Source organism: Longimicrobium sp., from assembly GCA_036389795.1.
Classification (GTDB): domain Bacteria; phylum Gemmatimonadota; class Gemmatimonadetes; order Longimicrobiales; family Longimicrobiaceae; genus Longimicrobium.
Map to the genome: position 1 here is coordinate 16,032 of DASVWD010000215.1, position 22,660 is coordinate 38,691.

A 22,660-nucleotide genomic window follows, 5' to 3' on the forward strand; every position below is an offset into this window, starting at 1 on the left:
ACCCTTCATGCACTCCGCGTCTCCACGTGAAGCAGCCGTTCAGGAATCGCCAACGCGCCGTCCATGTAGAGGCTCCGCAGCCGCACGCGCTGGATCTTCCCGCTGGAGGTGCGGGGGATGGAGCGCGGGAGCACCAGCACCACATCGCGCACGGGGAGCTGGAACTCCTGCAGCACGCAGAGGCGGATGCGCTCGGGAAGCGCCTGGTGTCCGCCGTCCTTGAGCGCCCGGGGTGGCTCGGCGACCACCACCAGCTGCTCGCCCCCGGCCGTGGCATCGTACACGCCGAAAGCGGCCACCCCGCCCAGGTCGTCGCGCAGCCGTGCTGCGAGCGCCGCCTCAATGTCGGAGGGGACGAAGGTGCGGCCGCCGTACTTGAGAATCTCCTTGATGCGGCCGATCACGTGCAGTTCCCCATCCAGCACCACGCCCACGTCGCCCGTGGGCACCCAGCCTTCGACCGCCACGGGGCGCATCTCGCCGTCCGCTCCGCAGAAGGCGGTGGTGGCGCTGATGCCGGCGATGTGGATCTGTCCCACGCGCCCCGCAGGGAGGTCTCGCCCGTCGTCGTCGCGGATTGAGATCCTCGTCCCTCGCACGGAGCGGCCGTTTCCCACCGTCGCCTGCGCGTCGACCGCGTCGCCCTCCCCGTTGCCCAGGACGCGCACCTCGCCGCGCGCCAGGGCGCTCCGGCTCAAGCGGCGGACCGGCACTTCAGTCCCCGGCGTGCGGAGGGTGACTGCGACGCAGTTCTCAGCCAGGCCGTAGGCGGGCTGGAGGACGCCCGGGCGCAGGCCGAGCGCAGCGAAACGCTCCTCAAAGTGGCGCGAGCTCTCGGCGTGAACCGTCTCGCTCCCGTTCAGCGCCAGCCGCAGCGACGACAGGTCGTGCTGGCGCAGCCGCTCCCACGCCGCAGGGCGCTGGCTGCGCGCCAGGCAGAGCGAGTAGCCGAACTGGGGCCCCATGGTGATGGTGCCGCGGTAGCGCGCGACCGTCTCCAGCCAGCACAGCGGGTTGCGGACGAAGTCCGCGGGGCGCAGCAGCACCAGCATGCCCCCCGACCAGAGCGAGCCCAGGAGCGCGCCGACCAGTCCCATATCGTGGTAGAGCGGAAGCCAGCTCACCGTCACGTCGTGCGCGCCGCCGCCCAGCCGCTCGGTGACGGCAGCCAGATGCGCGTTCACGTTCCCGCGCGTGAGGCACACGCCCTTGGGCTGCGCCGTGCTCCCGGAAGAGAACTGGATGAGGAGGAGGTCGTCCGCGCGGCGCTCGGCGTCCACGAAGCCATCGACCGGCGACCCGGCGGCGAGCAGCGGCTCGACCGCGAGCACGCGCACGGGGATCTCCGCTGCCGAAAGCGCGGAGGCGAACGCGGCGAGGCTGGGTTCGGCCACCAGGCACCAGCGGGCGCGTCCGGCGCGGAGGGCGGCGCGCACGGCATCGCTCTTCGCATCACCCGGAACAGGGGCGGCCACGTCCTGCACAGGGACGAGGGTCGCGCCCAGGCGCTGGACGGCGATCAGGGTGACCACCGTCTCCCACCGCGACGACATCGCCAGCGCCACGCGGGCGCCACGCTCCACGCCGCGCGCGCGCAGGGCGGCGGCCACCGTCGCGCTCCGAGCCCAGAGCGACGCGTAGGTATGGCGCTCCTCGGCGGCGCCGGGGGTGACGAGCGCCAGGTGATCGGGGTTGCGGGCATGTTCGCGGACCGCCTCCGGAACGCCGCGCTCCAGGTCGAACGTCATCCTTCCCCTCCCTCGAGGGCAGCCCGCCGCATCAGCGCCGCGAGCCGGCTCCCGTACAGCTCGCGCATGGTCTCCGAGGTCCCCGCGAACACGCTGAGGACGCGCACCTCGCGGATCACACGCTCCAGCCCCGCGTCTTCCCACGCCGCCGCGGGACCGCGCAGGCGGACGCAGTCGTCCACCACGCGCTGCGCCAGCTCGCAGAGGGCGAACTTGGCCATCGAGGCCGCGGCCGCGTCGGTGCGCCCGGCGCCCACCTCGCCCGCGGCGCGGTAGGCGAAGGCGCGCGCGCCCTGCAGCCAGGCGTGCATCCGTGCCAGCGGGGCCGCGGCCGCCGGGGCGGACGTCGCCGCCGTCTCCTCCAGCACCGAGCCGGCGAGCGCGAGCGAGCCGACGGCGATCAGCAGCCGCTCATGGCAGAGGACGTGGGCCATCTGCGGATAGCCGTGCCCGGCGCGGCCCACCGTGAGGCGCGCGGGGACGCGGCAGCGGTCGAGCCGCACGTGCCCGGTGGGCGACGCCTCCAGCCCCAGCTTGCAGTGCCAGGCCACCGTCTCGAATCCCGGTGCGTCGGTGGGGACCGCGATCAGCGACATGGTGAGCGGACCCGCGCCGGGCGAGGTGCGCGCCAGGACGAGGACCACGTCGGCGATGGGGGCGTTGGTGATGAACATCTTCTCGCCCGTGACCACCCACTCGGTACCCTCGCGGACGGCCGTGCACGAGACGGTGTGGGGGAGCGCAGAGCCGCCGGCCGGCTCGGTCGCGCCCAGCGCGCCGATCGCCTCGCCCGCAGCCAGCGGCGCCAGCCACTCGCGCCGCACCTCAGCCGAGCCGAACAGGGCCAGGAGTGGGCAGAGGGTGTTGGACTGCACCATCAGGCTCACCGCCGCGCTCGTGGCACGGTGACGCATGAGCTCCTCGGCCAAGGCCACGGCGTAGGAATAGTCCAGCCCGGCGCCGCCCATCTCGGGCGGAACCGTCACCCCCAGGATTCCGGCGCCTCCGGCGGCGCGAAAGAGCTCGCGGGGGAGGCGCCCCTCGCGCTCCCACCCGTCCAGGTGCGGGAGGACGGCCTCGCGCACCAGTCGTCCGACCCGGACGCGGAAGGCGCGGTGACCCTCACTCCATGCGTACGGCGCGTCCGTGCCCGGGGCGCTCCGGAGCCCGGCCGGGTCGCGCGCGGCGTCCGCCGACTCGGCGGCTGGAAGGGAGAGGAGGTCGGTCATGCGGGCACGCCGAAGGCAGATTCGAAGTGGTGCGCCGGGGGCGCGGACACAGCGCGCAGGTCCTCGGCGGCGGCGCGCTCCAGGGCGCCTGGGTCGCCGGCGGCGAGCAGCCCCACGCTCAGCAGGTCGCGGTACAGGTGCGAGGCCGGGTGGTCGGCCATGAAGCCGCGGGCGCCCATCAGCTGCATGCATCCCTCGGCGACCCGCAGCGCGGCGTCCACCGTGACCAGCATCAGCGCCGCCGCGCGCGGGGGAGCGAGGGCGTCGCGGAGGCACGCATCGGCTGCCTCACCCGCAAAGGCGGCGGCGATCTCCAGGTCGGCCATCAGGTCCGCCAGGCGGTGGCGGACGGCCTGCTGATCGCCCAGCACCCGTCCGGGGCCGAAGGCGCGCGTCCCCGCGAAGGCCAGCGTGCGCCGCAGCACCTCCTCCGCCGCGGCGACGACCGCCGTCGCGAGCAGAAGCCGCTCCTCCGCAAGCGCCCCGGCGATCCCCGGCGCTCCAGCGGCGAAGACTCGCTGGGCGGGATCGACGAGACACCCGTCCAGCCGCACCTCCCCCAGGGCGGCGGCGTGCAGCCCCACCGCGCCACGCGGCACGATGGAGACGCCGGGGTCCGCCAGCGAGACCACGGCCAGCGCCCCCGTCCCGGCGCCGGGGACCAGTTCCAGGGGAACGATGACCCAGTCCGCGCCGGGCGCGTTCAGCACTGCGCCCAGGACGCCGTCCAGCCGCAGCCCGCCCGATTCCCCCAGGCGCTGCGCCCGCACCCCGTCGCCTTCACGCGCCCACGCGACGCAGCCGACCGCCTCCCCCGCGAGCATCGGCGTCAGGACACGCGCCTGCACGGCGGGCCCTGCATGGCGATCCAGCAGGAGGAGCGGCGCGCCGACTGCATGCAGCAGCGTGGCCGCGGTCCCCAGGGAGCCGGCGCGGCCCAGCGCGTCCGCCAGTTCCAGCCGGCCGGCGGCGTCCTCCGCCGCCGGAAGGAGCCCTGCGCGCCCCAGCGCCCGCACCTCCGCAAACGGCGCGGCGCGCTCCCGCTCCCACGCCTCCACGCGGAGCGCCACGTGGTCGCGCACGAACGTGGCGGCGGCCGACCGGGCGGGGCAGGTGGGGATGATCACGCGGCCGGGCTCCCCGTGGGCGCGGGCACCAGCGAGTCGCCGATGGCCGCGATCAGCGCGGCCATGGTCATTTCGGGCGCCAGGCGGGTGGAGAGCGCCTCGGTATCCACCTCGCCGTGCAGCGCCTGCTCCACCGCCACCACCGACTGCGCCAGCGCCAGCGAGTCCAGTCCCACGGAAGAGACCGTGGCGCCGTCGTGCAGCACCTCCACCTCCACCCTCAGCTCGGCGGCGATGGCCTCGCGGATCGCTTCCCTGTGGTCGTCGCTCATCGTCTGCGCCTTCTGTCGGTCGTTGGAAGTGGATGCGGATCAGGTCGCGGTGCCGTGGCGTCGCCTGAGATCGACGTTTCTTCACCACGACCTTGACGGAACGGGCGTAGGTCCGGTGGGCGACGGATCACCCGCCGCTCGCTGGTTCAGTCATGGCGAAGTGCGACGGAGGGCTCCACGCGGGTGGCCGCACGGGCGGGGATGAATGCGGCGGTCAGCGCCACGGCGAACATCACCACCGGGCCCGCGGCGAACACCACCAGGTCCGAGCCACCCACTCCGTACAGGAGCGAGCGCAGCAGCCGGGTGAGCACCCACGACGCGGGGAGCCCCAGCACCACCGCCATCCCGGCCAGCCGCGCCCCGCGCGCGACGAACAGCGCCGTCACCGCGCGCGGCGAGGCGCCCAGCGCCGCGCGGATGCCGATCTCCTGCGTGCGCTGCCGCACCGTGTACGAGAGGATGCCGTAGATCCCCAGCGAGGAGAGTCCCAACGCGATGACCGCGAAGACACCGGCCAGCCAAGCGTACAGACGCGGGAGCCACATCGAGCGGCGCGCCACCTCGTGGAGCGTCCCGGCCTGATCCACCGGGAGCTCCGGATCGATGCGACGGAGCTCCCCGCGCACGCCCGGGATCACGTCGGCGGGATTCCCGGCACGGGTGCGAACCACCAGTCGCCCAAACGGAAGCGCCGCCTGCGCGAGCGGGACGTACACGGTGGGCCAGGGGGGGAGGGCCACCCGCGTGTCCTTCACGTCGCCCACCACCCCCACCACCTCGCGCCAGGGGCCGGCGGCGCGGCCCAGCCGCACCCGCTTCCCCACGGCGCTCTCCCCTGGCCACCAGAGCCGTGCCATCGTCTCGTTGACCACCACCACCGGCACCGCGTCGGCGCGCTCGCTCCCGTCGAAGGCACGACCGGCGCGCAGCGGGATGCGCATCACCCGGAAATAGCCGCGGCTCACCGGATTGGAGAGGGCGAACGGAGCCTCCTCGCCCGCGGCCGCGACGCGGCCCTCGACGGCGACCTCGCTCCCCCGGCCCCCACCGCCCAGCGGGAGGACGCCCACCGCAGCGGCACCCTCCACCCCGGGGAGCGCCGAGACGCGGGCGATCAGCTCGTCCCACAGCGCCTGCTGCTGCGCCGACGCCGGATAGCGCCGCAGCGAGAGCGCCAGGCGCGCGGTGGCCACCCCCTCCGCGCGGAAGCCGGGGTCCACGGCCCGCAGTGCCACCAGGCTCTTCGCCAGCATCCCGGCGCCCACCAGCAGCACCAGCACCAGCGCCGTCTCGACCACCACCAGCGTACCCTGCATCCGGCCGGCGTGCGCGTCGGTGGTGCCGCGCCCGCCGGCTTTCAGCACCTCCTGTAGCTCCACCCGCCGCAACTGCAGCGCGGGCGCCAAAGCGAAGAAGACGACGCCGGCCAGAGAGAGCCCCGCCGCGAAAACCAACACTCGCCAGTCGAGGGAGAAGTCCACCCAGAAGGGGAGCTGGATGGGAATGGCCGCCACAAGAAGGCTGCGTCCGGCGAGCCCCATGAGCACCCCGGCGGCACCGCCCAGTCCGGCCAGCACCGCCCCCTCGGCCACGAGCTGCCGAACAATTCGCCCGCGGGAAGCTCCGAGCGCGCTGCGCACCGCCATCTCCTTGCGGCGTTCCACCGAGCGGGCCAGGAGGAGATTGGCCACGTTGGCCCAGGCGATCGCCATTACCACCAGGGTAAGCCCCTGGAAGAGGAGCGCGGCGTGGCCGGTCTCGCCGCGTAGCGCCTCGTGCAGCGGCCTTACCGCGACGGTAACCCCGTCGTTGCTCTCCGGGTGTGCCTCGGCCAGGCGCCAGTTGATGATGGCGATCTCGCCCGCCGCGCCCTCCAGCTCCGCCCCGGGCGCCAGCCGGCCGACTGCGGCCAGGGTGCGCTCGCCGCGGCGGCGGTGCGCGGAGTCGGCCCGGAGCGGCACCCAGAGCTCGGCATACTCGGGGAAGCGAAAGCCCACCGGCATCACGCCCACGATCGTGTGCTCGGTGCCGTCGATCCTCAGCGTCTTCCCCACCGCTGCGCGATCGCCCCCGTACCAGCGCGTCCACAGCGCGTGGCCCAGCACCACCACCGCCGGAGCGCTCGGCGCTCCCTCGCCGACGGCGAAGCCGCGGCCCAGGAGGGGGGTGACGCCGAGTACCCGGAAGAGATCCTCGCTCACCACCGCCCCGGACGCACGCTCGGCCTCGCCGCCGCCGGAGAGGTCGAAGGCGGCGTCGCGGAAGGCGGCCATCGCGGAGAACGAGCGGCTCTGCGCCCGCCAGTCGGCGAAATCCGGGTACGAGGTCGACATCCAGTCCACCGTCCCCCGCTCCGGTGTCTGCTCGTCCAGGTACAGCAGCCGGTCCGGTTCCGGGAAGGGGAGCGGCTTCAGCACCAGCGGGTTCAGCACGCTGAAGATCGTGGTGTTCGCCCCCACGCCTAAGGCGATTGCGCCCACCGCCAGCAGCAGGAAGCCGCGGGTGCGGAAGAGCGCGCGGACCGCGAAACGCAGGTCGTGGGTCAGGAATTCCATTGGCGGCTACTGCTACATGCGAGCGTGATGCGGGAATCCCGGTAAATACTGGCCTCGTTCGTCCCCAATCCGAAGTGTCCCGCCGCCGGGACTCGCCCGGACCTCAGGACCTATCCTGCCCGTTGTGAGGCCTGCGCCTGGCGCGGCCGCACCTCGCGCCAGACGGCGCGCGCGGCGCGGGCCAGACCGAGGAGCATGGATCCCAGGCGAACGACGAAGTGATAGGTGAACTTGACGGTACCGATCAGCACCAGCGTTCGCCACGACACCGACAGTAGCGCTGAGCCCAGAGCCACCAAGTGGAAGGGTCCCAGCGCCGTCCACACCCCGCGCAGCGCCGCCGGATAGGTGACCGCCACCGCCATCAGCAGCCGCTGGAAGACGAAGTGGAAGGTGAAGACGAAAAAGGCGAGCCCCACCCCCGAGTACGCGAGCAGCACGGCGAGCGCCCCGCGCGAGAGGGGGAGCGGCTCCGGCCGCACCCGCCCGCGCCCGAAGAGGCGGAGGAAGACCCAGCGGGGGAGCCCCGCGGTGCGCGCGTGCAGGTTGGGAATGCCCAGCACGTCCGACATCAGCCAGTACCCGTCCATCTTGAAGAACGGGTTCAGCGAACTGGCGATGGCCAGGTCGGTGGCCAGGAACACGTACAGCGGCACCGCCGACCCCGTGGACGCGAAGACGCCCAGGAGCGCCGCGGCGAAGAGTGCCTGGAAGTAGATGCCCCCCACGTCGATCAGCGCGCGCTGCTTCCGGGGCAGCCGCCAGGCCTCGGAGAGGTCGGTGTAGAGGACGGTCATGTAGTAGTACATCCCCCACCCGATCTCCAGCCGGCGGCACCCGAGCCACGCCGCCGCCGCCGCGTGCCCCAGCTCGTGCAGGAAGGTGCTGGCCACCATCAACCCCAGGATGGCCCCGAAGCGCGGCCCCCGCACCTGCTGGAACCCCAGCCCGTGCTCCGGCGCCAGCTTCAGCCAAAAGAGGAGGTGCGCGGCGGCGATCAGCACCAGGCCGGCGGCGAACGCCGGACGCGAGAACGTCCACCCAACCAAACGGGCCAGCGGGGTGACCACCGACGGCGGGAGGAGCCGCATCCGGAGCGTCAGATACGACAGCCGATCTGCCTTCTTTGCGGGGAGCGGCGCCGCCTCCGCGCCCACCGGCGCCAGGATGCCGCGGGGGACCAGAAAGCCGTCCACCAGCTTGTGGACGTCCGCCGCAGAGAGGCCGCCGCGCGCCTCAGCGGCTCGCGCCACCTCGTCGGTCGCGCGCGTGCCATCGAACTCGCGCAGCAACGCCGCCAGCCGGGTGGGGACCACGAAGCGCGCCGCGGAGCCATCCACGCGCGGCACCTCGCACAGCGTCTGCGGCTCCACGCCCGCGCCATCGAACGGGCAGGTCTGGATCGCGGTGTTGAAGCGGAGGAGAGTCGAGCTCATCGTCCTTCCCTGAATGTCCGGCATCCTTCCGTCGAGATGCCGTGGTGCCGGGTGAGCGGCTTCCACGGAAGAACCCTCACGCAGCGAGAGGAGAGCGCCTGCGGGGGCGCCCACCGGGCGGGTTCGCGGTCCGGGGCGGATGCGCGGCGTCCGGTCTCGGCGGTGCCACGCATCGGCCACGGAGTCGCACCGGGAGCGTAGCGTGTCGGCTCCCAGGCATCGGTCTTAGATCTGGGTCGCGCTGAGGCCGGCGCTGGGTTCGAGGCTGCCGCCGCCGCCGCCGCCGCTGGTGCAATAGGCGTTGGTCGTGGGGCCGGAGGGGCTGCAGGTGGTGTTGGTCCCGCCGGTGGTGCAGCCGCAGTTGTCGTCGCAGAGCTCGGCGAACTCGAGGCGGTCCTCGAGTTCCAGGATCGAGAACTCCGCAGTCAGCTTCTGGTCCATTGTGTCACTCCGAGGTTGATGGGTGGGATGGTGGATTGCCGAGACCGGGACTGCAAAGGGTGCAAGGACGAACTTCGTCCTGTTGCATTGAAGGCCCTGCTTCAGTCGCTCTCACGGAGGAGCCCGTGGGCCTGCAGTCGCGCCAGCACGTCGAGCGTGGGGCCGCGCTCCCCGGCCGGAAGGTCTTCGACGGCGGCCCGGTCGAGCCCCCGCTCCGTCTCGAGGGGGCGGAGGAGCTCCGCCGCCTCCGGAGGGAGCGGGAAGGCACGCAGCGTCCGCGCGTCCACCAGCGCCGCCCCTGCCCGGCCGTCAAGCCGCACGCAGCGGCCCACGTCCAGGCGGAAGGCGGCACCCGAGCCGAGCCGGCGCTCCACGGCCACCGGGTCCGGCGGACCTTCCACGGGCGGCGCCACCCCGGCCAGCCGCCAGCGGTGCAGGAAGCGGACGTCCTGCCACTCGGCCGGGTCCCCCGCCACGTGCTCCGCGAAGAAGTCGTACAGCGCCTGCATGGTGCGGTGGACGTGCTCGGCCGCGTCTTCGCCAGGGGGCGGGGGGAGGATCGGGACGCCGCACGCCACCCGCCCCGGGTGCGGCCCGTCGGGGAGTGCGGCCACGGGGAGGATCGCCGCGCCGTTGGCGGCGGCCAGGCGCGCTGCACCGGTCATCACCCGCAGTTCCATCCCTAGGAAGCGCACCGCGCAATGCGAGAGCACCGCCTCGCCTCCTCCCCAGCCGCGGTTGCCGTCCACGTTCAGGTAGGCCGCGCCCCCGCCGCGCAGAGCGCGCACCAGGGTGACCAGCCCGGCGGGGTCGTCGATCCGCGCCACCTTCAGCCCGTGCAGACCGGACGCCCCGTTCCCGCCGCGGCGGTTCTCCTCCACGGTGCGGGTGTCCACCGCGAAGGTGAGCGGGAGACCCAGGTGACAGAGGTCGGTGGGGACGAAGCGGTACGAGCCGAAGTGGAAGCCGCACACCAGCACCCCGCGCCCGTCCGCACGCAGCGCCTCCAGCGGCGCCTCGTCCCACCCTCTCAGCACCGGACCATTTCCTCCCGGGCCCGCATCACCGTTCCCCGCGCCGATGCGGCGCAGCGCGGCGTCGTGGTAGCGCATGTTGTGCTGCCACCCGCGCCATAGCCGGTTGCGCGCGCACTGCGCCGCCACGCTGCGCACCTGCTCCGCCGGCCACCTCTCGCCGAAGAGCGACGTAAGGTTCAGCAGGCACGCCTGATAGCCGAAGGGGACCAGCCCCTCACCATTCAGCCGCTGGATGGCGGTGTGCACCTCGTCGGGCTCGCCGCACAGCTCGCCCAGGTAGCGGGCCACCCGCCGTCGGAGCATGTCCTGCCCCTCCGCGCGACCCTGGGGGGGAGCGGCAGTCACGGCGGTCACCGCCATCTTCCAGTCGGCCGCACCGCGCGCTAGACGGCGGCGGGGATGTTGGGGTCCACCCGAGTGCCGTCCTTGAGCACCCGGGTGGGGTGAATGCGCTGCTTTCCGGCTTCGTACGTCTCCAGGAGCGCCGTGTGCAGCGCGCGCTTGATGGGCGGGCAGGGGCGGTTGCCGCTCTCGATGCGCTCCATCGGACAGTGCATTCCCTGGCAGACCGGCACCATGTAGCACTTGGCGCAGCCGCTGTCGTTCTCGAACGCCGGCTCCGTCCATAGGCTCATCTTGTCCAGGTCCAGGTTCAGCTCGCCGTCCGGCGTGAGCTGGCCCACCACGTTGTAGTCCTTCTTGTCGAGCGCCACCGTGCACTTCATCACCTTCCCTGTGGCGCCGATCAGGAAGTTGTAGGGGCGGGCGGCATAGCAGACGCCGTTGCCCGGGCGCGACATCGACCCGATCCCGCGCGTCTCGAAGCCCTGCTCGATGGCCGTGCGGTTCATCTCGCCGCGGACCTTCTTCTCCTCGTCGAGCCCGCAGGTGGAGAGGTTCTGATCATTGTCGCCGCCCCACTTCCCCACCGCGTGGAAAGACAGGTGGTAGCGCGGGTCGCCGCCGAACTCCTCCCCGATCATCCGCACGAACTCGGGGAGTGCGGGGGCGTTTTCCCGGTCGTAGTTCACGCGCAGCGTCACGCGGAACTGATCCGGGCGGGCCTTGAGCGCCTGCAGGTTGGCGAAGATGGTGTCGAAGGTGCCGCTCCCGTCGCGGCCCACCCGCTTCTTGTTGTGGTACTGCGCGGGCCCGTCCAGGGTGATCTGGAAGTCGCGGATCCCCCACCCCAGCAGCTTGCCGGCGGTCTCAGGGGTCAGCAGGTACCCGTTGGTGGTCATGTGGCACCCGAAACCCAGCCCGTTCTCACGCGCCGTCTCCTGGAGGAAGGGAGCCAGGTCCTCCACCGCCTCCATTCCGTACAGCGGCTCGCCGCCGAAATAGCTGACGGAGAGTTCCTTCAGCCGCGGAGCGCGCTTCCGCACCAGCGCCTTGACGGCCTCGCGTGTCTCCGGCGTCATGGTGCCGCGGGCGAAGTCCTCGTAGCAGTACACGCAGCGGAAGTTGCAGTCCTCGCTGGTCATCAGAATCAGCGACAGGATGTCGGTACGGTACTGCTGTTTCCCGAAAGCGAACTGCAGGCGCTGGCGCTCGTTGGTGCCCCTGCTCACGAGGTAGCCGCGCTTGTGCAGGTACTCCACCATGCCCTCCAGCTTCGCCGTGATCCCCTGCTGGACCAGGAGCCGTTCCACCGTCTCGACCTGTTCCGGCTCGAATACAGTGATCTTCCCCGAGAAGGTATTCCACATCACCAGGCGGCCGTCGGGCGAAGTGGTGCGGGTGTTGTAGCGCGAGGGAACGAACTGGCGCCTCCCGGTCGGCAACGGCGGGATCTGGACCAACTGCTTGGGCTTGCAGGGCGACGCGTCCAGCGGCGACTGCCGCATGATGTCGGGAGTGCCGATCATGAGCTTTGCCTCAACGGCGGGGAGGGGGATGCGGTAACTGCAAAGGCTTTAGAGCTGCAGCGGCTCACAATATCCGATGGCGTGGCCCTCTACCCCACCGCATTTCGACGCATGACTAGAGCAATTCGTCGAATCGTGTCCTGATTCGTGCGTCAGCTAAGGTTGGCGACTTCATGGAACGGGGAACGAGAAGCGGCCCATGGGGGAATACAGGCCTCCTCGGTCGCACCCCGATGGATGGCTCAGGCCGCTGACGACCGCGCGGTTCAGAGTTGAACGCGTTGGATGGGGCTCGAACCGGCCCGCTCACGCTCTGGCGACGATCCCCAGCTCTTCTTCGTACACCCTGCCACGCGCGTCGGCGAGCTCCGTGTCAGTGCTTGTCTGCTCCACCCCGTGCGCGACTGACGACTCGCAGTCCGTCCGCAGGAGGTGGGTGCGGGCGAACACGTGCAGTCGCGCCGTAATCAGTCTCCCCTCCTCCGCCGGGGTGTAACCAGCCCTGTGCACGAGTCGCTTGGTCAAACGACGGAGCGTATGCTCGTGGACACCCAGTTCGACCGCTACCTCGGCGGTGCGGCGCCCAGCCAACCTGCGGCGGCTCGCGTGCAGCAGCAGCACCAGCCCGAGGAAATCCACCAGCCGCAGGCTGGGGCCCGGACCCGCCGTCTTGCGCCACTGCAGGCACAACGTGGTGCGGTCGCAGTGCACGCTCGCCGCCAACTCGGCCACGGAATAGACCGGGCGATGCGCCAAGCAGGCGTGCATCAGGGCCGTACGCAGCGAGCGGGGAAGGTGCTGCGCCTCGCCCAACAGTTCCCCCAATGCGTGCAGCGAACTGCACGCACTGGCGCGCTGCACCGCGTCGGCAAGTGCAGTGTCCGCGTTGGCCAACCACACCACCTCCTCCACCATCAGCGAGCACAGATGGCGCGCGTTCTCCATGCACCCGCGGGTGGCCAGCACAATGGGGTGACAGGGGAATCGCCTACGGAAGCGGCGCAGCTGCGCCACGTCCTCACCCTCGTGGAGCCACTCGATGCGCACCACCGAGCAGAGTGCCTGCGGCGCTCGCCGCTCGAACTCGCGCCAGTCGTGCACGAGGCAGCGCTCGGGGAGCGGGCCCGCCGCGAGATATCGTTCGAGGCGCGGAGAGTCTTTCTCGAAGACGAGGATCATGAGTCGAGTCCATCCATTCCGTGTTTACGAGGTGATCCCTGCGGCCTACAGTGCGGGTGAGGCGGGCACAGTCCCAAAGGAAAGGTCCCGCACCGGTGGAGCGGCTGCTGTCAACCCGTGCGGCGCAACCGACAGCCCCAAGCCCTCGTCGCGATCTCCTGTCTCGACTAGGCCGACCCTGGGAGCGGAAATCAATCGCTAAACAGGCCCGAGCCTGCAAGACGAGGTGATCTTTCGGATGCCGCTACGGTTCCGGTGAGCGGCTGAGACGGCCGGGCACGAGGTGCCCTTCAGATCGGAGCGGTATGTTCCGTCTGAGGGTAAGGTCCAGCGCTTTTGCGAGAGAAGCGTGTGTGGGGACAGCTACGGTCACGTATTCGCCGGAGCGAAATCCTCCGTGCATCCGTATCCACTGCCCTGTGAGAGGATGATGCACTGATGACTGGCGGCTTCCTCGGGATTCTTGCCGCCGCCTGGACTACCATGCCTGACGTGCGGAGAGAAAATGGCTATAAAGAGGAGGGTACTCGCTACAATCCCATCAAATGCTGGGCGGAGTAGCGACGATGAATCTCTGATTTGCTCCCAAAGGGTCGATAATAATATGTTTCTACATAATTGGTGTCAAGAGGTGCGCTAGGCTCTCTCTTCTGGCCTTATGTTCCCGCACGGGAAGAAGTAATTAAGGTGGTCCCGATCTCCCGAGAGGATCGGCCCCGCGGCGTCGATTCCCGCCCTCTGGCAGTGGCGACGCCAGCAGTTCTGTGACCGCCCGCCTCAAGCGGCCCCGCAACTCCTCTGGAACGCCGGTGGCGGTCAGAAGTGCATCGAGGGCCACTTCGCGTACCTGGTCGGCAGGCTCGTGTCCGACGCGCCTCAGGTACCAGAGCCAGTCGACGTGCCATCGAGAAAGTTGCTCAGGCCGGTAGGAGCAAACGACCGCTTCTCGGATCTGGGGTCCGCTTCGGCGGACAGCGCGCTCAGCTCACGCGCGAGCGCGCGCAGTGAAGTCCGGTCGCGTTCACGCCTGAGCGCGGCCCGTACAGGCTCCCAGTCGATTTCCGCGGGAGGAGCTTGCTCGTCTATCCGCGCGGGCTTCCGCCCGGCAGGTGCAGCGCCGGACTCAGGCTCCGACCTCACTTTGCGTACGCGACGCACGGAGGGATAGACTACGTGGTCGGGGTACGCTTCCCCAGCACCCTGATAGCCGATTCGCATTCTGGGCGTGTGTGGATGATTCGGAGGGTGGCAGCACGTGTCGGGCTCAGAAAGTGAACATAGGGAACGCTTGGGCGCAAGAGGGGCGGTGCCGTCGAGGTTCCTTCTCTCTCCGGCTCGATGGAAAGGCAAAGCCCCTGCGGCACCTCGCACGCAGGGGCTCTTTCTTCGGCGAGTTGCTGACGCTCCTCCTCGACCCTGGACGGGGCCGGGCGAGGGCCGAGCGCGCCGCGGCGGCGCTGCTCTCGCGCTGTGCCGGCGCGGACGGACGCATGCGGCTGCGCGCCGTCGCCGCCGCGCCGCTCGCGCGCGCCGCCGGCATCGGCTACGCATCGGCCGCGCGGATGGCCGCGGCCTTCGAGCTGGGCCGGCGGGCGGCGAGCGGCGCGGCGGCGCGTTCCTGTTCAAGCAGATGGGGGGTCGCACACCGAAGGCCAGCGGCCGCGAGCTCGACGGCCGAACACACGTCGAGTGGCCCCAGCACCCGGAGGTGCAGCGGTGGATCGTCCGAGAGGCCGCGTAAGAGCGCACCTATAAAGTCTATTTATCAGCCTCCCAGGAGCATGAAGCGGCGGGTGCGGGGCGCGGACGCAGGGTGCCCGGTCCAGCGCAGCCAGAGAGCCTCGTCGGTTACCTCCGTCTCGCGGCCTGCCGGCAGCGCTGCGGATGCGGTGACAATTCTGAGCATTCGGTACGTCACGGTAGTGGATGCAGGAAAGGCATCGGTCCCGCATGCCGCGCACGTCTCACTGCGGCGGCGGGACCGGGGTTGGGTGTCAGCGCTGAGTTGGTGAAGGACGACCCGGGTGTGGGACGAACGTTGCCCGACGACAGGCCCGAGCTCAACCAACGCCCGCCGGTCAGGACCGCTCGTTTCAGAGCACGGTGACCAGGCTCGGGGAGAAGAGCCCCCGCCAGGCCCGGGAGGTGGGAGGAACCCGGGAACAGAAAAAAAGGTGGGAGCGCCGCGTGAATCCATCGCGGCATCCCACCTCTGGTCCGGGGCCGTGATGATCTTCCCGAGCGCGGGCGTCCAGGCGGACGAGCTCGCCCTTCCCCCCTCCATGCACGGGCGCCGGCTCCGGCGTCGCTTTCATGCGCTGGGCCCCGACGCGCCCGCACGCCGCCTGCACGAACTGGGAGCGGGCGAGCTGGCGTCCGCGAGCTGCTGACGCTCCTGCTCGATCCCGGCCGGGGCCGGGAGAAGGCTGAGCGCGCCGCGGCGGCGCTGCTCGCGCGTTTCGCCGGCGCGGACGGCCACATGCGCCTGCGCGCCATCGCCGCCGCGCCGCTCGCGGAGCTCGCGCGCGCCGCCGGCATCGGCCACGCGTCGGCCGCCCGGGTAGCGGCCGCGTTCGAGCTCGGCCGACGGGCGGCAAGCGAGTACGTCCTCGACCGCGAGCGGCTCGCGAGCGCCCGCGACGTCTACGAACTGATGCGGCTCGCGCTACGGGACCTCCCGCAGGAGGAGCTGCACGCGCTGCTGCTCGACACCCAGAACCAGCTGATCCGCGACGTGCTGGTGTCGCGCGGCACCGTCGACGCTACCCTCGCGCACCCGCGCGAGATCTTCCGCCCGGCCATCCAGGAGGCCGCCGCGGGGGTGATCCTGGTCCACAACCACCCCAGCGGCGAGCCTCACCCCTCCCCCGAGGATCGCGCCATCACGCTCCAGGTCGCGCACGCGGGCCGCACCATCGGGATAGCGCTGCTGGACCACGTGATCATCGGCGAGGGCCGCTACCACTCCTTCGTCGAGTCCGGCACCCTGCCGGACGCGCCGCTCGGCGCCTTCGCGTAGCCGCCGGGCCGGACGTCCGGCCGCGCGGCCCCAGCACGACCCACCGCATCCTGAGCAGGGGGAGCCGCCCACGGCCCCCTCTTTCGTTTTCCCCCCACGCCCACGGAGCCGATGCCGCCGCACGCCCTCGAGCCAGGCGGGTTCTGCAGGTCGGGGAGTCGGACGTCTACGACGGCTGGACGGACGGCAGGACGTACATCGCCCTCGAGCGCCGCCGGCTCCGGGGGCTCACCTCGCTGGAGCAGTGGTACCGCCTCGGCCACCTCCTCCTCCCACGAGTACTGCCACGACGACTCGACGGAGGAGACCCACGTCCACGGGGCCGAGTTCTTCGAGACCCACCACAACCTGACCGACGAGCGGATCGGGCCCTTCCTGGAGGCGGTGATGCGCGAGTGGCCGGACGCGCTCCGGCGCGCCGCGCGGAAGCTGCGCGGCATGATCTCCAGCATGCGTGACCACCTCGCGCGGCTGGAGCGGGAGGGCGCCGCCTACGCCCGGGTGAAGACCGAGTTCGACGATGTCTCCGCCCAGCTCGCGCTCTTCGACCTCCCGCCCGCCGCCCGCCGGCGCGCCGCGGCGTAGCGCGCCCGGCGCGCGGGCCGCCTCACAGGCTGTTGCAGTCGGTATCCGCCGAGGTCGCGTCCGAGGCGCCGTCCATGCTCGCCGTGCCGCTCGCCACCGACACCGTGTAGCCGCCGCCCACCGTGCCCGGGGTGGTGATGGTGATCCTCCCGTTGGTGTCGGTGCGGTACCACGGGATGCTGCGGCCGCTGAGCAGCGTCTTCGTCTGCGTGTGGACGTGGCCGTACCCGTTGCTGCTGCCGACGCCCATCGTGACGTACGCGGGCGTCGCCAGGTCGAGCAGCCGGCTGGTGACCCCGTTGCAGCTGCCGTGGTGGTCGGCCTTCAGCACATCGACGTTCATCCCCGGACTGGTATCGTACGACGCCGTGTTGTCGAACCAGTCGATCGCCTCGTGCTCCGCGTCCCCCGCCATCCACATGGTGAATGACGCGGAGTCGGGGCCGACGAGCTTTGCGACCACCGAGCGGTTGTTCTCGTTGCTGTCGCTCGTCTTCGGCTTGAGCACGTGCAGCCGCGCGCCGCCGTCCAGCAGGAAGGTGCAGACCGCGGCGCCCGTCCCGCAGGGGTCGTCCGCGTCGCGGTAGTCGAGCTCCCCGCGGCCGACGCGCGCGTTGAGGCTGTCGCGCAGCTCGGTGATCGTCGTCCCCGAGTTCGTGTTCTTGGTCTCCAGGAAGACGGGGACGTCGATGTCGTGCGTCGCCTTCAGGAACTCGCGCAGGCCGGCGAGGTGGTCCAGGTGTCCGTGGGTGAGGATCATCAGGTCGATCCGCCCGTGGTCCAGCCCGAACTCGCTGATGAAGCTCGAGATGGCGGTCGTGGAGGGCCCGCCGTCGATGATCACCTTCGAGAGCCCGTTGGTGATGTAGAGGGCGTCCCCCTGCCCGACCGCCAGGACCCGCACCGTGAGGGCGCTCCTGCGGCCGTCGTTCTGCGCCCCCGGCGTGCCTTCGTCGCCGCCGCCGTAGGTCGCGGCCGACGTGTGCCAGTTGCTCCCGGTGACCGTCAGGTTGTCGGTGTCGGGATCCGTCACCCCCTTGCTCGCCCCGGCGGGGAGCGCGCTGCTCCAGGTGACCGAGTCCACGCTCGCGCCCGCGGCGTCGCGCAGCGCGATCCAGTCCGACGAGTTGGCGAGGTTCAGCGCTCCGTAGGCGTAGCTGACGGTGACCCCGCCGTTCGTGCCGGAGGTGCCGTTCTTGGCCAGCACGGCGTAGCCGCGCGACGGGATGGGGACGGAGGAGGCGATGGTGTGGGCGGCGTCGCTGTTCGAGGCGATCGTCCACCCCTGGAGGTTGATGGTGGTGTCCGCCCGGTTGTGGACCTCGAGCCACTCGCCGTTGGCGTCCGTCACCGCGCTCGGGTCGGCCATCACCTCGTTGATCACCACCTTCCCCGCGAGCGCGGAGACGACGAAGCGTGGCTCCGGTGGCGTACCCGGCACGGGCGCGGTGGGGATACGCCCGCGGTCGCTGCACGCGGCGGCGAAGAGGAGCGTGGCGAGAGCGAGCGCGGGGGAGAGGCGGAGACGTAGCATGGCTGCTGCTCCTTCGGCCGGGCTGCGAACAAAAAACCTCCGGAAATGATGCGTCCGCCCAGCCCTCCCGGTCAACGGTCGTGAAGATCCCCCGCTGCCGGATGCAGACCCGCCGGAGAAGACAGCGGGGCGTCCGTCGTCACCGCGCGCCGACCTGCCTACCCCACCCATTTGCCCGCCCAGAAGAAGAAGCTCCGCCGCGCCGGCGCTCCGTCCGCGGCACCCATCCCCGCGGCGATCCCGGCCGGCTGGCACCCCGACGTGGCCGCGGAAGTCCGCAGCGCCGCGTCCGAGATCCGCTACGACCACCGCTTCGCCGGCATGACGCGCGGCGAGGTACGCGCCCGCTTCCTGGCCGGCGCCGAGGCCGCGCTCTCCCTGCAGGGTGAGCCCGCCCCGTATCCGGACCCCGGTCACCGCGGGTGGCTGTGGGCCTACCGCCGCATGCACCGGGAGGACCGGCCCGAGGCGTGGGCGCTGGCCCGGGCCGAGGTGCTGGAGGGACGGCCGCTCCTGCGCCCCGAAGGGCTGCGCTACATGCAGGTCCCCGTCGGCGACGACGCGGACCCGCCCGTGCACTGGCCCGCCGCGGCGGGTCACGACTGGACCACGCACCAGCTCTGGCTCGCGCTCAACTCCATCCACGGCTCCGACCGGCGCTGGAAGCTGCGCTCGGAGATGGCGATGGACGACGACACGCTCGCCGCGGCCGTGGTCCGTGAGACCGCGCTCCGTTGCTGGAGCATGTCCGCCGGGGCGCACCGCACCGGATACCAGACCACCGGCACGGCGGCGGTCGTGGTCTTCGCGGGCGCAACCGAGGTCGAGCTCTCCGGGAAGCGCCTGCTCGACCTCGTCCGCGCCGTCGGCGGGATCCGGCGCCCGGACGGCTCGCTCCCGGCCCTCCCCCCGCCCGAACCGCTCCCGCTGGGCTCCCTCGCCGGGCCGGCGGCCTCCCCCGCGCGCCGCGACCGCCGCCCCCGGCCGGGCACCGCAGCCGAGGCGTCCCCTTCCGTGTCGCAGGAATCGCTGTTCTGAAGGCGCGGGCGCCGGCCACGGTCAGCCCCGCCGGAGAAAAGCCCGGTGCGACCCCTCGCATCCGTCCTTCCGCCGGGCTGCCGCGCATGCACCCTTCCGCCGTCCCCCGCACGGTCACCGTCCTCCCCAACCGGGGCCGCCCCGGGTTCTTGACGACCGGCGGGCTCCTCGTGCTCCAGCGGGAGGGTACCGGCCCCGGGCTCGTCGCCCACGTCGGCCTCGGCCGCATCGGCGTCTTCCCCGGCCCCGGAGGCGAGTGGGTCGCCGAGGTCAGCGCCGCCGTCCCAGAGCGCGCGAGCTTCCCTTCCCGGGAAGCCGCGTGCGCCGAGGCCGCCGCCTTCGCCCAGCGGCTCGTCGGCTTCCCGGTCGCCCCCGCGCCGTTCGTGGCCGCGGGGGTGTTCGCGCCGGACGCGCCCGCATCGGCCGGGGACCGGGTGGTCTCACCGCTCCGCTACGACCCCGGCACCGACACCGTGCGCGCGCTCGACGGCGACCACCCTGTGGCCGCCTTCCCGGGAGGCGCATTCGCCCGCGCCGAGCTCGCCGACGACACCCACGCACGTCCTTACCTCACCCGCGCGCTGGAGGCGGGCTTCGGTCCCGCGGCGCGAGCGCGGAGTGACGCGCACTGCAAGCGGCTCCTCGCGTGGCTGGCCGGCGCCGACTGGCTGGCCGACGCCCACGGCCCGCTCCTCTGTGGCGTGCTCCGGCCCGACATGACGCTGGAGGAAGCGGAACGCCGGGGAGATTGAGCAGCCCCGCGGCAGAAAAGCGGAGGGCTGTCCCGCTTGTTTTCCCTTCCCGCGCTGGAGCCGCCATGCCCGATCCCGTCACGCCCCCGGCGCCGGTCCGCGGCACCTTCCTGGGGGTCCGGGTCCCGCGCACCGTCCCCTTCTTCGACTGCCGCGAGGCCGACGAGGACCTGTTCCGCACCGACGCCGCCGGGCGCCCGCGCCTGGGTCCGGACCGCGCGGCCCTTGCGCTGGGCGACCCCGCGTCCCGCGTGGTGGTGCAGCGCCGTGGGATCCGCTTCGACTTCGACGCCCGCGACCCTGGCCGCGCGCAGGAGACCCGCCGCATCGCCCTGGACCTGCGGGTCCAGCTCGCCCGCGCCTGGCGGGCGTACCGCCACGCGCTCCGCCACCCCGCCGGGCCGGACGAGGGCGGGGGCGTGGAGTACCCGCCGGTCGCCGTCGCCCTCTACAACTTCGGCGCGTCCGTGCTCGGGGACCTCCGGCACCCGGCGGTCGAGCGGCTCGGCTGAGCTCTCCTCCCCCGCGCGGGCCACGCGCACGCGACCACCCACTGCAACGAGGAGTGACCCTTTGCCGGAGACCACGGAGATCTGCGGGGTGGAGATCGAGCTCCACCGCGATGAGGCGGGCATCACGGTCTGGATCGGGAAGACGTGCCTCACGCCCGCGGAGATCGTCGCGCTGGAAGTCTGCCGCGCGAACTGGTCGCGCGTGGTGCGGATCGGCGAGTTCGATTTCGACGAGGCCGGCCTGGAGGCGCTGAAGCGGTGGACTGCCGCCAGGGCCGAGGACGAGGCCGGCGCCTCGCGACGGTTCGTGGCCGCGCTCCTCGCCGCCGCCGCGGACGGACCCGTGCAGCGCACGCGGGAGATGGCGCTGCTGGCGGAGCACGGCGGGGAGCGCCTCGGCTTCCGCGACTTCGGGCTCCACGGCTCGGGCGTCGGCTACGCCTTCTCCGACGGGTCGGCGTGCCTGGTCCGCTCCGCAGCTTCGATCGACCATCTGTACCGCGCGGACCTCGTGACGGGCGGCGGCCTGGGCGAGCGCCTTGCCCCGCGATCCGTCCACCCACCCGCACCGCGAGGACGACCGATGATCGAGGAGCTGGAAGGCACCGTCGCCGAGACGCTCCGCCGCCTGGCGGCGGACACGCTCGACCCGCGCGACGAGACGCTGTTCTGCGAGCCGCGGTGGTCGCAGGAGACCGGGACGGTCTGGGAGCTCCAGGGTGGCTTCCTGGGCTCGGGCTACCGCTTCCACCTCCGCCACGCCGGCGAGTACGCCGGGGTCCGGGAGCTCGCCGACGCGATCCACGCGAACCGGCAGAGCGCGGCGTACCGCGCCGCCTGGCGCGGCTTCGTGCCGCACATCGACCGGTGGCTGCGGATCGGCCGCGAGAACCCCTGGATCTGCGAGGCCCACGACCCGCCGTTCACGGTGCGGTCGTTCGCGCTCTGCCGCACGGCCGAGCAGGTGGCCAGCGTCGTGGACCGCAACAACTGGTCGCTCGGCACCGCCTTCGTCCTGGTGGGCGCCGACATCTGCATGATCCAGCAGTGCGAAGGCCCGGGCGAGTTCCTGATGATCCGGGGGCCGGTGGCCTTCGACTCGTGGACCACGGGGCGGCCCTGGATCCACAGCGCCAAGCTCATCGCCTACCTGGAGGCCGTCGCCCGCGCACCGCTGGACGCGCGCGGACACCCCCAGTGGTACGAGCTCGTCGAGCGGGACGCGGACGAGGAGCGGCCGGGGGTCGCCGTCGCCGAATCGGCCGCCGACCTGGCTTGCCTCCTCGCGTAGCGCCCGCACTGATCCACCTTTCCACCAGCCACTCCGATGAGAGACCTCGCACGGCCTCGCCCCACGCCCGGCCCGGGTCCGGGGCGCGTCCTCGACCCGCCGCACGAGGTGGGGGAGCTCGTCTTCATCGACCCGGACGTGGACGGCGCGGGCCGGATGCTCTTCCGCGACTTCGTGGCCGAGCCGGCCGCGCTCGGCCACGGGTTCACGATCCTGCGGGCCGGCGCCCCGGTGGGCACCGCGCGCAGCGCCGTGGAGGCGCGCCGACGGATCGAGACGCTCGCGGGGCTGCGCACCTGCACCACCCACGGCCACGCCGGGCCGCTCCGCGGGGGCAGCGTCGCCGCGCTCTTCGAGCGGCGGGGCACCTGCGAGACCTGCGGCCTGGAGATGAGCGAGGCCGACTACGCGCTGTCGCGGCTCGCCGGCCACGACCTGGACTCCGCCGCCTGACCCGCCGCCGTTCCCCCCGGGAGCGGGGGGCGACGCTCGTCCCTTTCCCTGACACGTCCCCGTCATGATCACGCACCCGGACTCGACCCTCCCCGAGGACGCCCTCCGCGGCGCCTACGCGGACCTGCTCTTCACCCTGGCGCGCGAGGAACCCGAGGCGCTCCGGCGGGCGGCCGACCTGATGGAGGCGGACGCCGTCGACCACTCCGGCGCGCTCCCCGACGGGAGCTCCGGCGCCCGGCTCGCGCGCACCTGGCTCGTCTTCACCGGCGACCGCCCGACGTCCGCGGCGCCCGAGGACGCCCGGGTCTTCACCTTCTCGTACCCGGCCCACCTGATCTTCCAGGTCACCAGCGCCCGCGGGGTCGCGGCCGCGCGCCGGCTGGCCCGCCGCGGCATCACCGCGCTCATCGCCTCCGAGGCGCCGGTGGGCGCGATCGAGGGCCCGCTCCCGGCCTCCCCCGGCCTCTCCAGCCTGGTCGTCTGGCCCGGGTCGGGGGACGACGACGAGCGGGACGTGCTGGAGCTGGAGGTGATCGACTAGCGCGCGCTCCCGCCGTCCCGCTCACCCCCCGCGGAAG

Annotated in this window: 20 protein-coding genes; 9 read left to right on the forward strand and 11 right to left on the reverse strand. The window is 72.1% G+C overall.

Annotated features, from left to right (window positions below):
• Positions 1 to 5: 5 nt before the first annotated feature.
• The 10 genes from VF746_25285 to VF746_25330 form a co-directional block, all read right to left on the reverse strand.
• Positions 6 to 1,748 (reverse strand): AMP-binding protein, encoded by a 1,743-nt coding sequence (locus VF746_25285; protein HEX8695754.1) that lies wholly within the window; start codon positions 1,746 to 1,748, stop codon positions 6 to 8.
• On the reverse strand, positions 1,745 to 2,977 hold the full coding sequence (locus VF746_25290) for an acyl-CoA dehydrogenase family protein (GenBank protein HEX8695755.1): 1,233 nt from the start codon (positions 2,975 to 2,977) through the stop codon (positions 1,745 to 1,747). The genes VF746_25285 and VF746_25290 overlap by 4 nt, the downstream gene beginning before the upstream one ends.
• A complete protein-coding gene (locus tag VF746_25295) occupies positions 2,974 to 4,104 on the reverse strand; it encodes an acyl-CoA dehydrogenase family protein (GenBank protein ID HEX8695756.1) in 1,131 nt (376 codons plus the stop codon). The genes VF746_25290 and VF746_25295 overlap by 4 nt, the downstream gene beginning before the upstream one ends.
• Complete coding sequence (locus VF746_25300) at positions 4,101 to 4,376, reverse strand: acyl carrier protein (protein ID HEX8695757.1); 276 nt, start codon at positions 4,374 to 4,376, stop codon at positions 4,101 to 4,103. The genes VF746_25295 and VF746_25300 overlap by 4 nt, the downstream gene beginning before the upstream one ends.
• A 146-nt stretch (positions 4,377 to 4,522) precedes the next feature.
• Positions 4,523 to 6,934 (reverse strand): ABC transporter permease, encoded by a 2,412-nt coding sequence (locus VF746_25305; GenBank protein HEX8695758.1) that lies wholly within the window; start codon positions 6,932 to 6,934, stop codon positions 4,523 to 4,525.
• A gap of 110 nt (positions 6,935 to 7,044) precedes the next feature.
• Positions 7,045 to 8,370, reverse strand: a complete 1,326-nt coding sequence (locus VF746_25310; protein ID HEX8695759.1) for a hypothetical protein — start codon at positions 8,368 to 8,370, stop codon at positions 7,045 to 7,047.
• Positions 8,371 to 8,595: 225 nt separating this feature from the next.
• Positions 8,596 to 8,811 carry a hypothetical protein gene (locus tag VF746_25315; GenBank protein ID HEX8695760.1) on the reverse strand — a complete coding sequence of 72 codons (216 nt, stop codon included), beginning with the start codon at positions 8,809 to 8,811 and terminating at the stop codon, positions 8,596 to 8,598.
• A 101-nt stretch (positions 8,812 to 8,912) separates the two neighbouring features.
• A complete protein-coding gene (locus VF746_25320; GenBank protein ID HEX8695761.1) occupies positions 8,913 to 10,151 on the reverse strand; it encodes a hypothetical protein in 1,239 nt (412 codons plus the stop codon).
• Between the two features lie 80 nt (positions 10,152 to 10,231).
• A complete protein-coding gene (locus VF746_25325; GenBank protein ID HEX8695762.1) occupies positions 10,232 to 11,716 on the reverse strand; it encodes a radical SAM protein in 1,485 nt (494 codons plus the stop codon).
• A 306-nt stretch (positions 11,717 to 12,022) separates the two neighbouring features.
• Positions 12,023 to 12,895 carry a hypothetical protein gene (locus VF746_25330; protein HEX8695763.1) on the reverse strand — a complete coding sequence of 291 codons (873 nt, stop codon included), beginning with the start codon at positions 12,893 to 12,895 and terminating at the stop codon, positions 12,023 to 12,025.
• Between the two features lie 2,228 nt (positions 12,896 to 15,123).
• On the opposite strand from VF746_25330, the gene VF746_25335 reads away from it, so the two are divergent.
• From VF746_25335 to VF746_25345, 3 genes are all read left to right on the forward strand, one after another.
• The gene (locus tag VF746_25335; GenBank protein ID HEX8695764.1) at positions 15,124 to 15,285 is read left to right on the forward strand and encodes a hypothetical protein; all 162 of its coding nucleotides are present in this window, start codon (positions 15,124 to 15,126) and stop codon (positions 15,283 to 15,285) included.
• 5 nt (positions 15,286 to 15,290) lie between these two features.
• The gene (gene radC, locus VF746_25340; protein ID HEX8695765.1) at positions 15,291 to 15,914 is read left to right on the forward strand and encodes a DNA repair protein RadC; all 624 of its coding nucleotides are present in this window, start codon (positions 15,291 to 15,293) and stop codon (positions 15,912 to 15,914) included.
• A 111-nt stretch (positions 15,915 to 16,025) separates the two neighbouring features.
• Positions 16,026 to 16,499 (forward strand): hypothetical protein, encoded by a 474-nt coding sequence (locus VF746_25345; protein ID HEX8695766.1) that lies wholly within the window; start codon positions 16,026 to 16,028, stop codon positions 16,497 to 16,499.
• 22 nt (positions 16,500 to 16,521) lie between these two features.
• Here the strand turns inward: VF746_25345 and VF746_25350 are convergent, their stop codons facing one another.
• The gene (locus VF746_25350; protein HEX8695767.1) at positions 16,522 to 18,033 is read right to left on the reverse strand and encodes a lamin tail domain-containing protein; all 1,512 of its coding nucleotides are present in this window, start codon (positions 18,031 to 18,033) and stop codon (positions 16,522 to 16,524) included.
• Positions 18,034 to 18,204: 171 nt separating this feature from the next.
• On the opposite strand from VF746_25350, the gene VF746_25355 reads away from it, so the two are divergent.
• The 6 genes from VF746_25355 (at position 18,205) to VF746_25380 (ending at position 22,623) form a co-directional block, all read left to right on the forward strand.
• Positions 18,205 to 19,071 (forward strand): hypothetical protein, encoded by an 867-nt coding sequence (locus tag VF746_25355; protein HEX8695768.1) that lies wholly within the window; start codon positions 18,205 to 18,207, stop codon positions 19,069 to 19,071.
• 86 nt (positions 19,072 to 19,157) lie between these two features.
• A complete protein-coding gene (locus tag VF746_25360; protein ID HEX8695769.1) occupies positions 19,158 to 19,823 on the forward strand; it encodes a hypothetical protein in 666 nt (221 codons plus the stop codon).
• 65 nt (positions 19,824 to 19,888) lie between these two features.
• Complete coding sequence (locus VF746_25365) at positions 19,889 to 20,335, forward strand: hypothetical protein (protein HEX8695770.1); 447 nt, start codon at positions 19,889 to 19,891, stop codon at positions 20,333 to 20,335.
• Positions 20,336 to 20,396: 61 nt separating this feature from the next.
• Positions 20,397 to 21,626, forward strand: coding sequence for a hypothetical protein (locus VF746_25370; protein HEX8695771.1), 1,230 nt, complete (start codon positions 20,397 to 20,399; stop codon positions 21,624 to 21,626).
• A gap of 36 nt (positions 21,627 to 21,662) precedes the next feature.
• Complete coding sequence (locus VF746_25375) at positions 21,663 to 22,079, forward strand: hypothetical protein (GenBank protein ID HEX8695772.1); 417 nt, start codon at positions 21,663 to 21,665, stop codon at positions 22,077 to 22,079.
• A 64-nt stretch (positions 22,080 to 22,143) separates the two neighbouring features.
• Entirely contained in the window at positions 22,144 to 22,623 is a 480-nt protein-coding gene (locus VF746_25380; GenBank protein ID HEX8695773.1) for a hypothetical protein, read from the forward strand.
• The last annotated feature ends 37 nt before the right edge of the window (positions 22,624 to 22,660 follow it).

Excerpts from the sequence above, each read along its gene's own strand:
- VF746_25285 (HEX8695754.1), bottom strand. The coding sequence starts at position 1,748 with ATGACGTTCGACCTGGAGCGCGGCGTTCCGGAGGCGGTCCGCGAACAT.
- VF746_25290 (HEX8695755.1), bottom strand. The coding sequence starts at position 2,977 with ATGACCGACCTCCTCTCCCTTCCAGCCGCCGAGTCGGCGGACGCCGCG.
- VF746_25300 (HEX8695757.1), bottom strand. The coding sequence starts at position 4,376 with ATGAGCGACGACCACAGGGAAGCGATCCGCGAGGCCATCGCCGCCGAG.
- VF746_25305 (HEX8695758.1), bottom strand. The coding sequence starts at position 6,934 with ATGGAATTCCTGACCCACGACCTGCGTTTCGCGGTCCGCGCGCTCTTC.
- VF746_25310 (HEX8695759.1), bottom strand. The coding sequence starts at position 8,370 with ATGAGCTCGACTCTCCTCCGCTTCAACACCGCGATCCAGACCTGCCCG.
- VF746_25315 (HEX8695760.1), bottom strand. The coding sequence starts at position 8,811 with ATGGACCAGAAGCTGACTGCGGAGTTCTCGATCCTGGAACTCGAGGAC.
- VF746_25320 (HEX8695761.1), bottom strand. The coding sequence starts at position 10,151 with ATGCTCCGACGGCGGGTGGCCCGCTACCTGGGCGAGCTGTGCGGCGAG.
- VF746_25325 (HEX8695762.1), bottom strand. The coding sequence starts at position 11,716 with ATGATCGGCACTCCCGACATCATGCGGCAGTCGCCGCTGGACGCGTCG.
- VF746_25330 (HEX8695763.1), bottom strand. The coding sequence starts at position 12,895 with ATGATCCTCGTCTTCGAGAAAGACTCTCCGCGCCTCGAACGATATCTC.
- VF746_25335 (HEX8695764.1), top strand. The coding sequence starts at position 15,124 with ATGATCTTCCCGAGCGCGGGCGTCCAGGCGGACGAGCTCGCCCTTCCC.
- VF746_25345 (HEX8695766.1), top strand. The coding sequence starts at position 16,026 with ATGCCGCCGCACGCCCTCGAGCCAGGCGGGTTCTGCAGGTCGGGGAGT.
- VF746_25350 (HEX8695767.1), bottom strand. The coding sequence starts at position 18,033 with ATGCTACGTCTCCGCCTCTCCCCCGCGCTCGCTCTCGCCACGCTCCTC.
- VF746_25360 (HEX8695769.1), top strand. The coding sequence starts at position 19,158 with ATGCACCCTTCCGCCGTCCCCCGCACGGTCACCGTCCTCCCCAACCGG.
- VF746_25365 (HEX8695770.1), top strand. The coding sequence starts at position 19,889 with ATGCCCGATCCCGTCACGCCCCCGGCGCCGGTCCGCGGCACCTTCCTG.
- VF746_25375 (HEX8695772.1), top strand. The coding sequence starts at position 21,663 with ATGAGAGACCTCGCACGGCCTCGCCCCACGCCCGGCCCGGGTCCGGGG.
- VF746_25380 (HEX8695773.1), top strand. The coding sequence starts at position 22,144 with ATGATCACGCACCCGGACTCGACCCTCCCCGAGGACGCCCTCCGCGGC.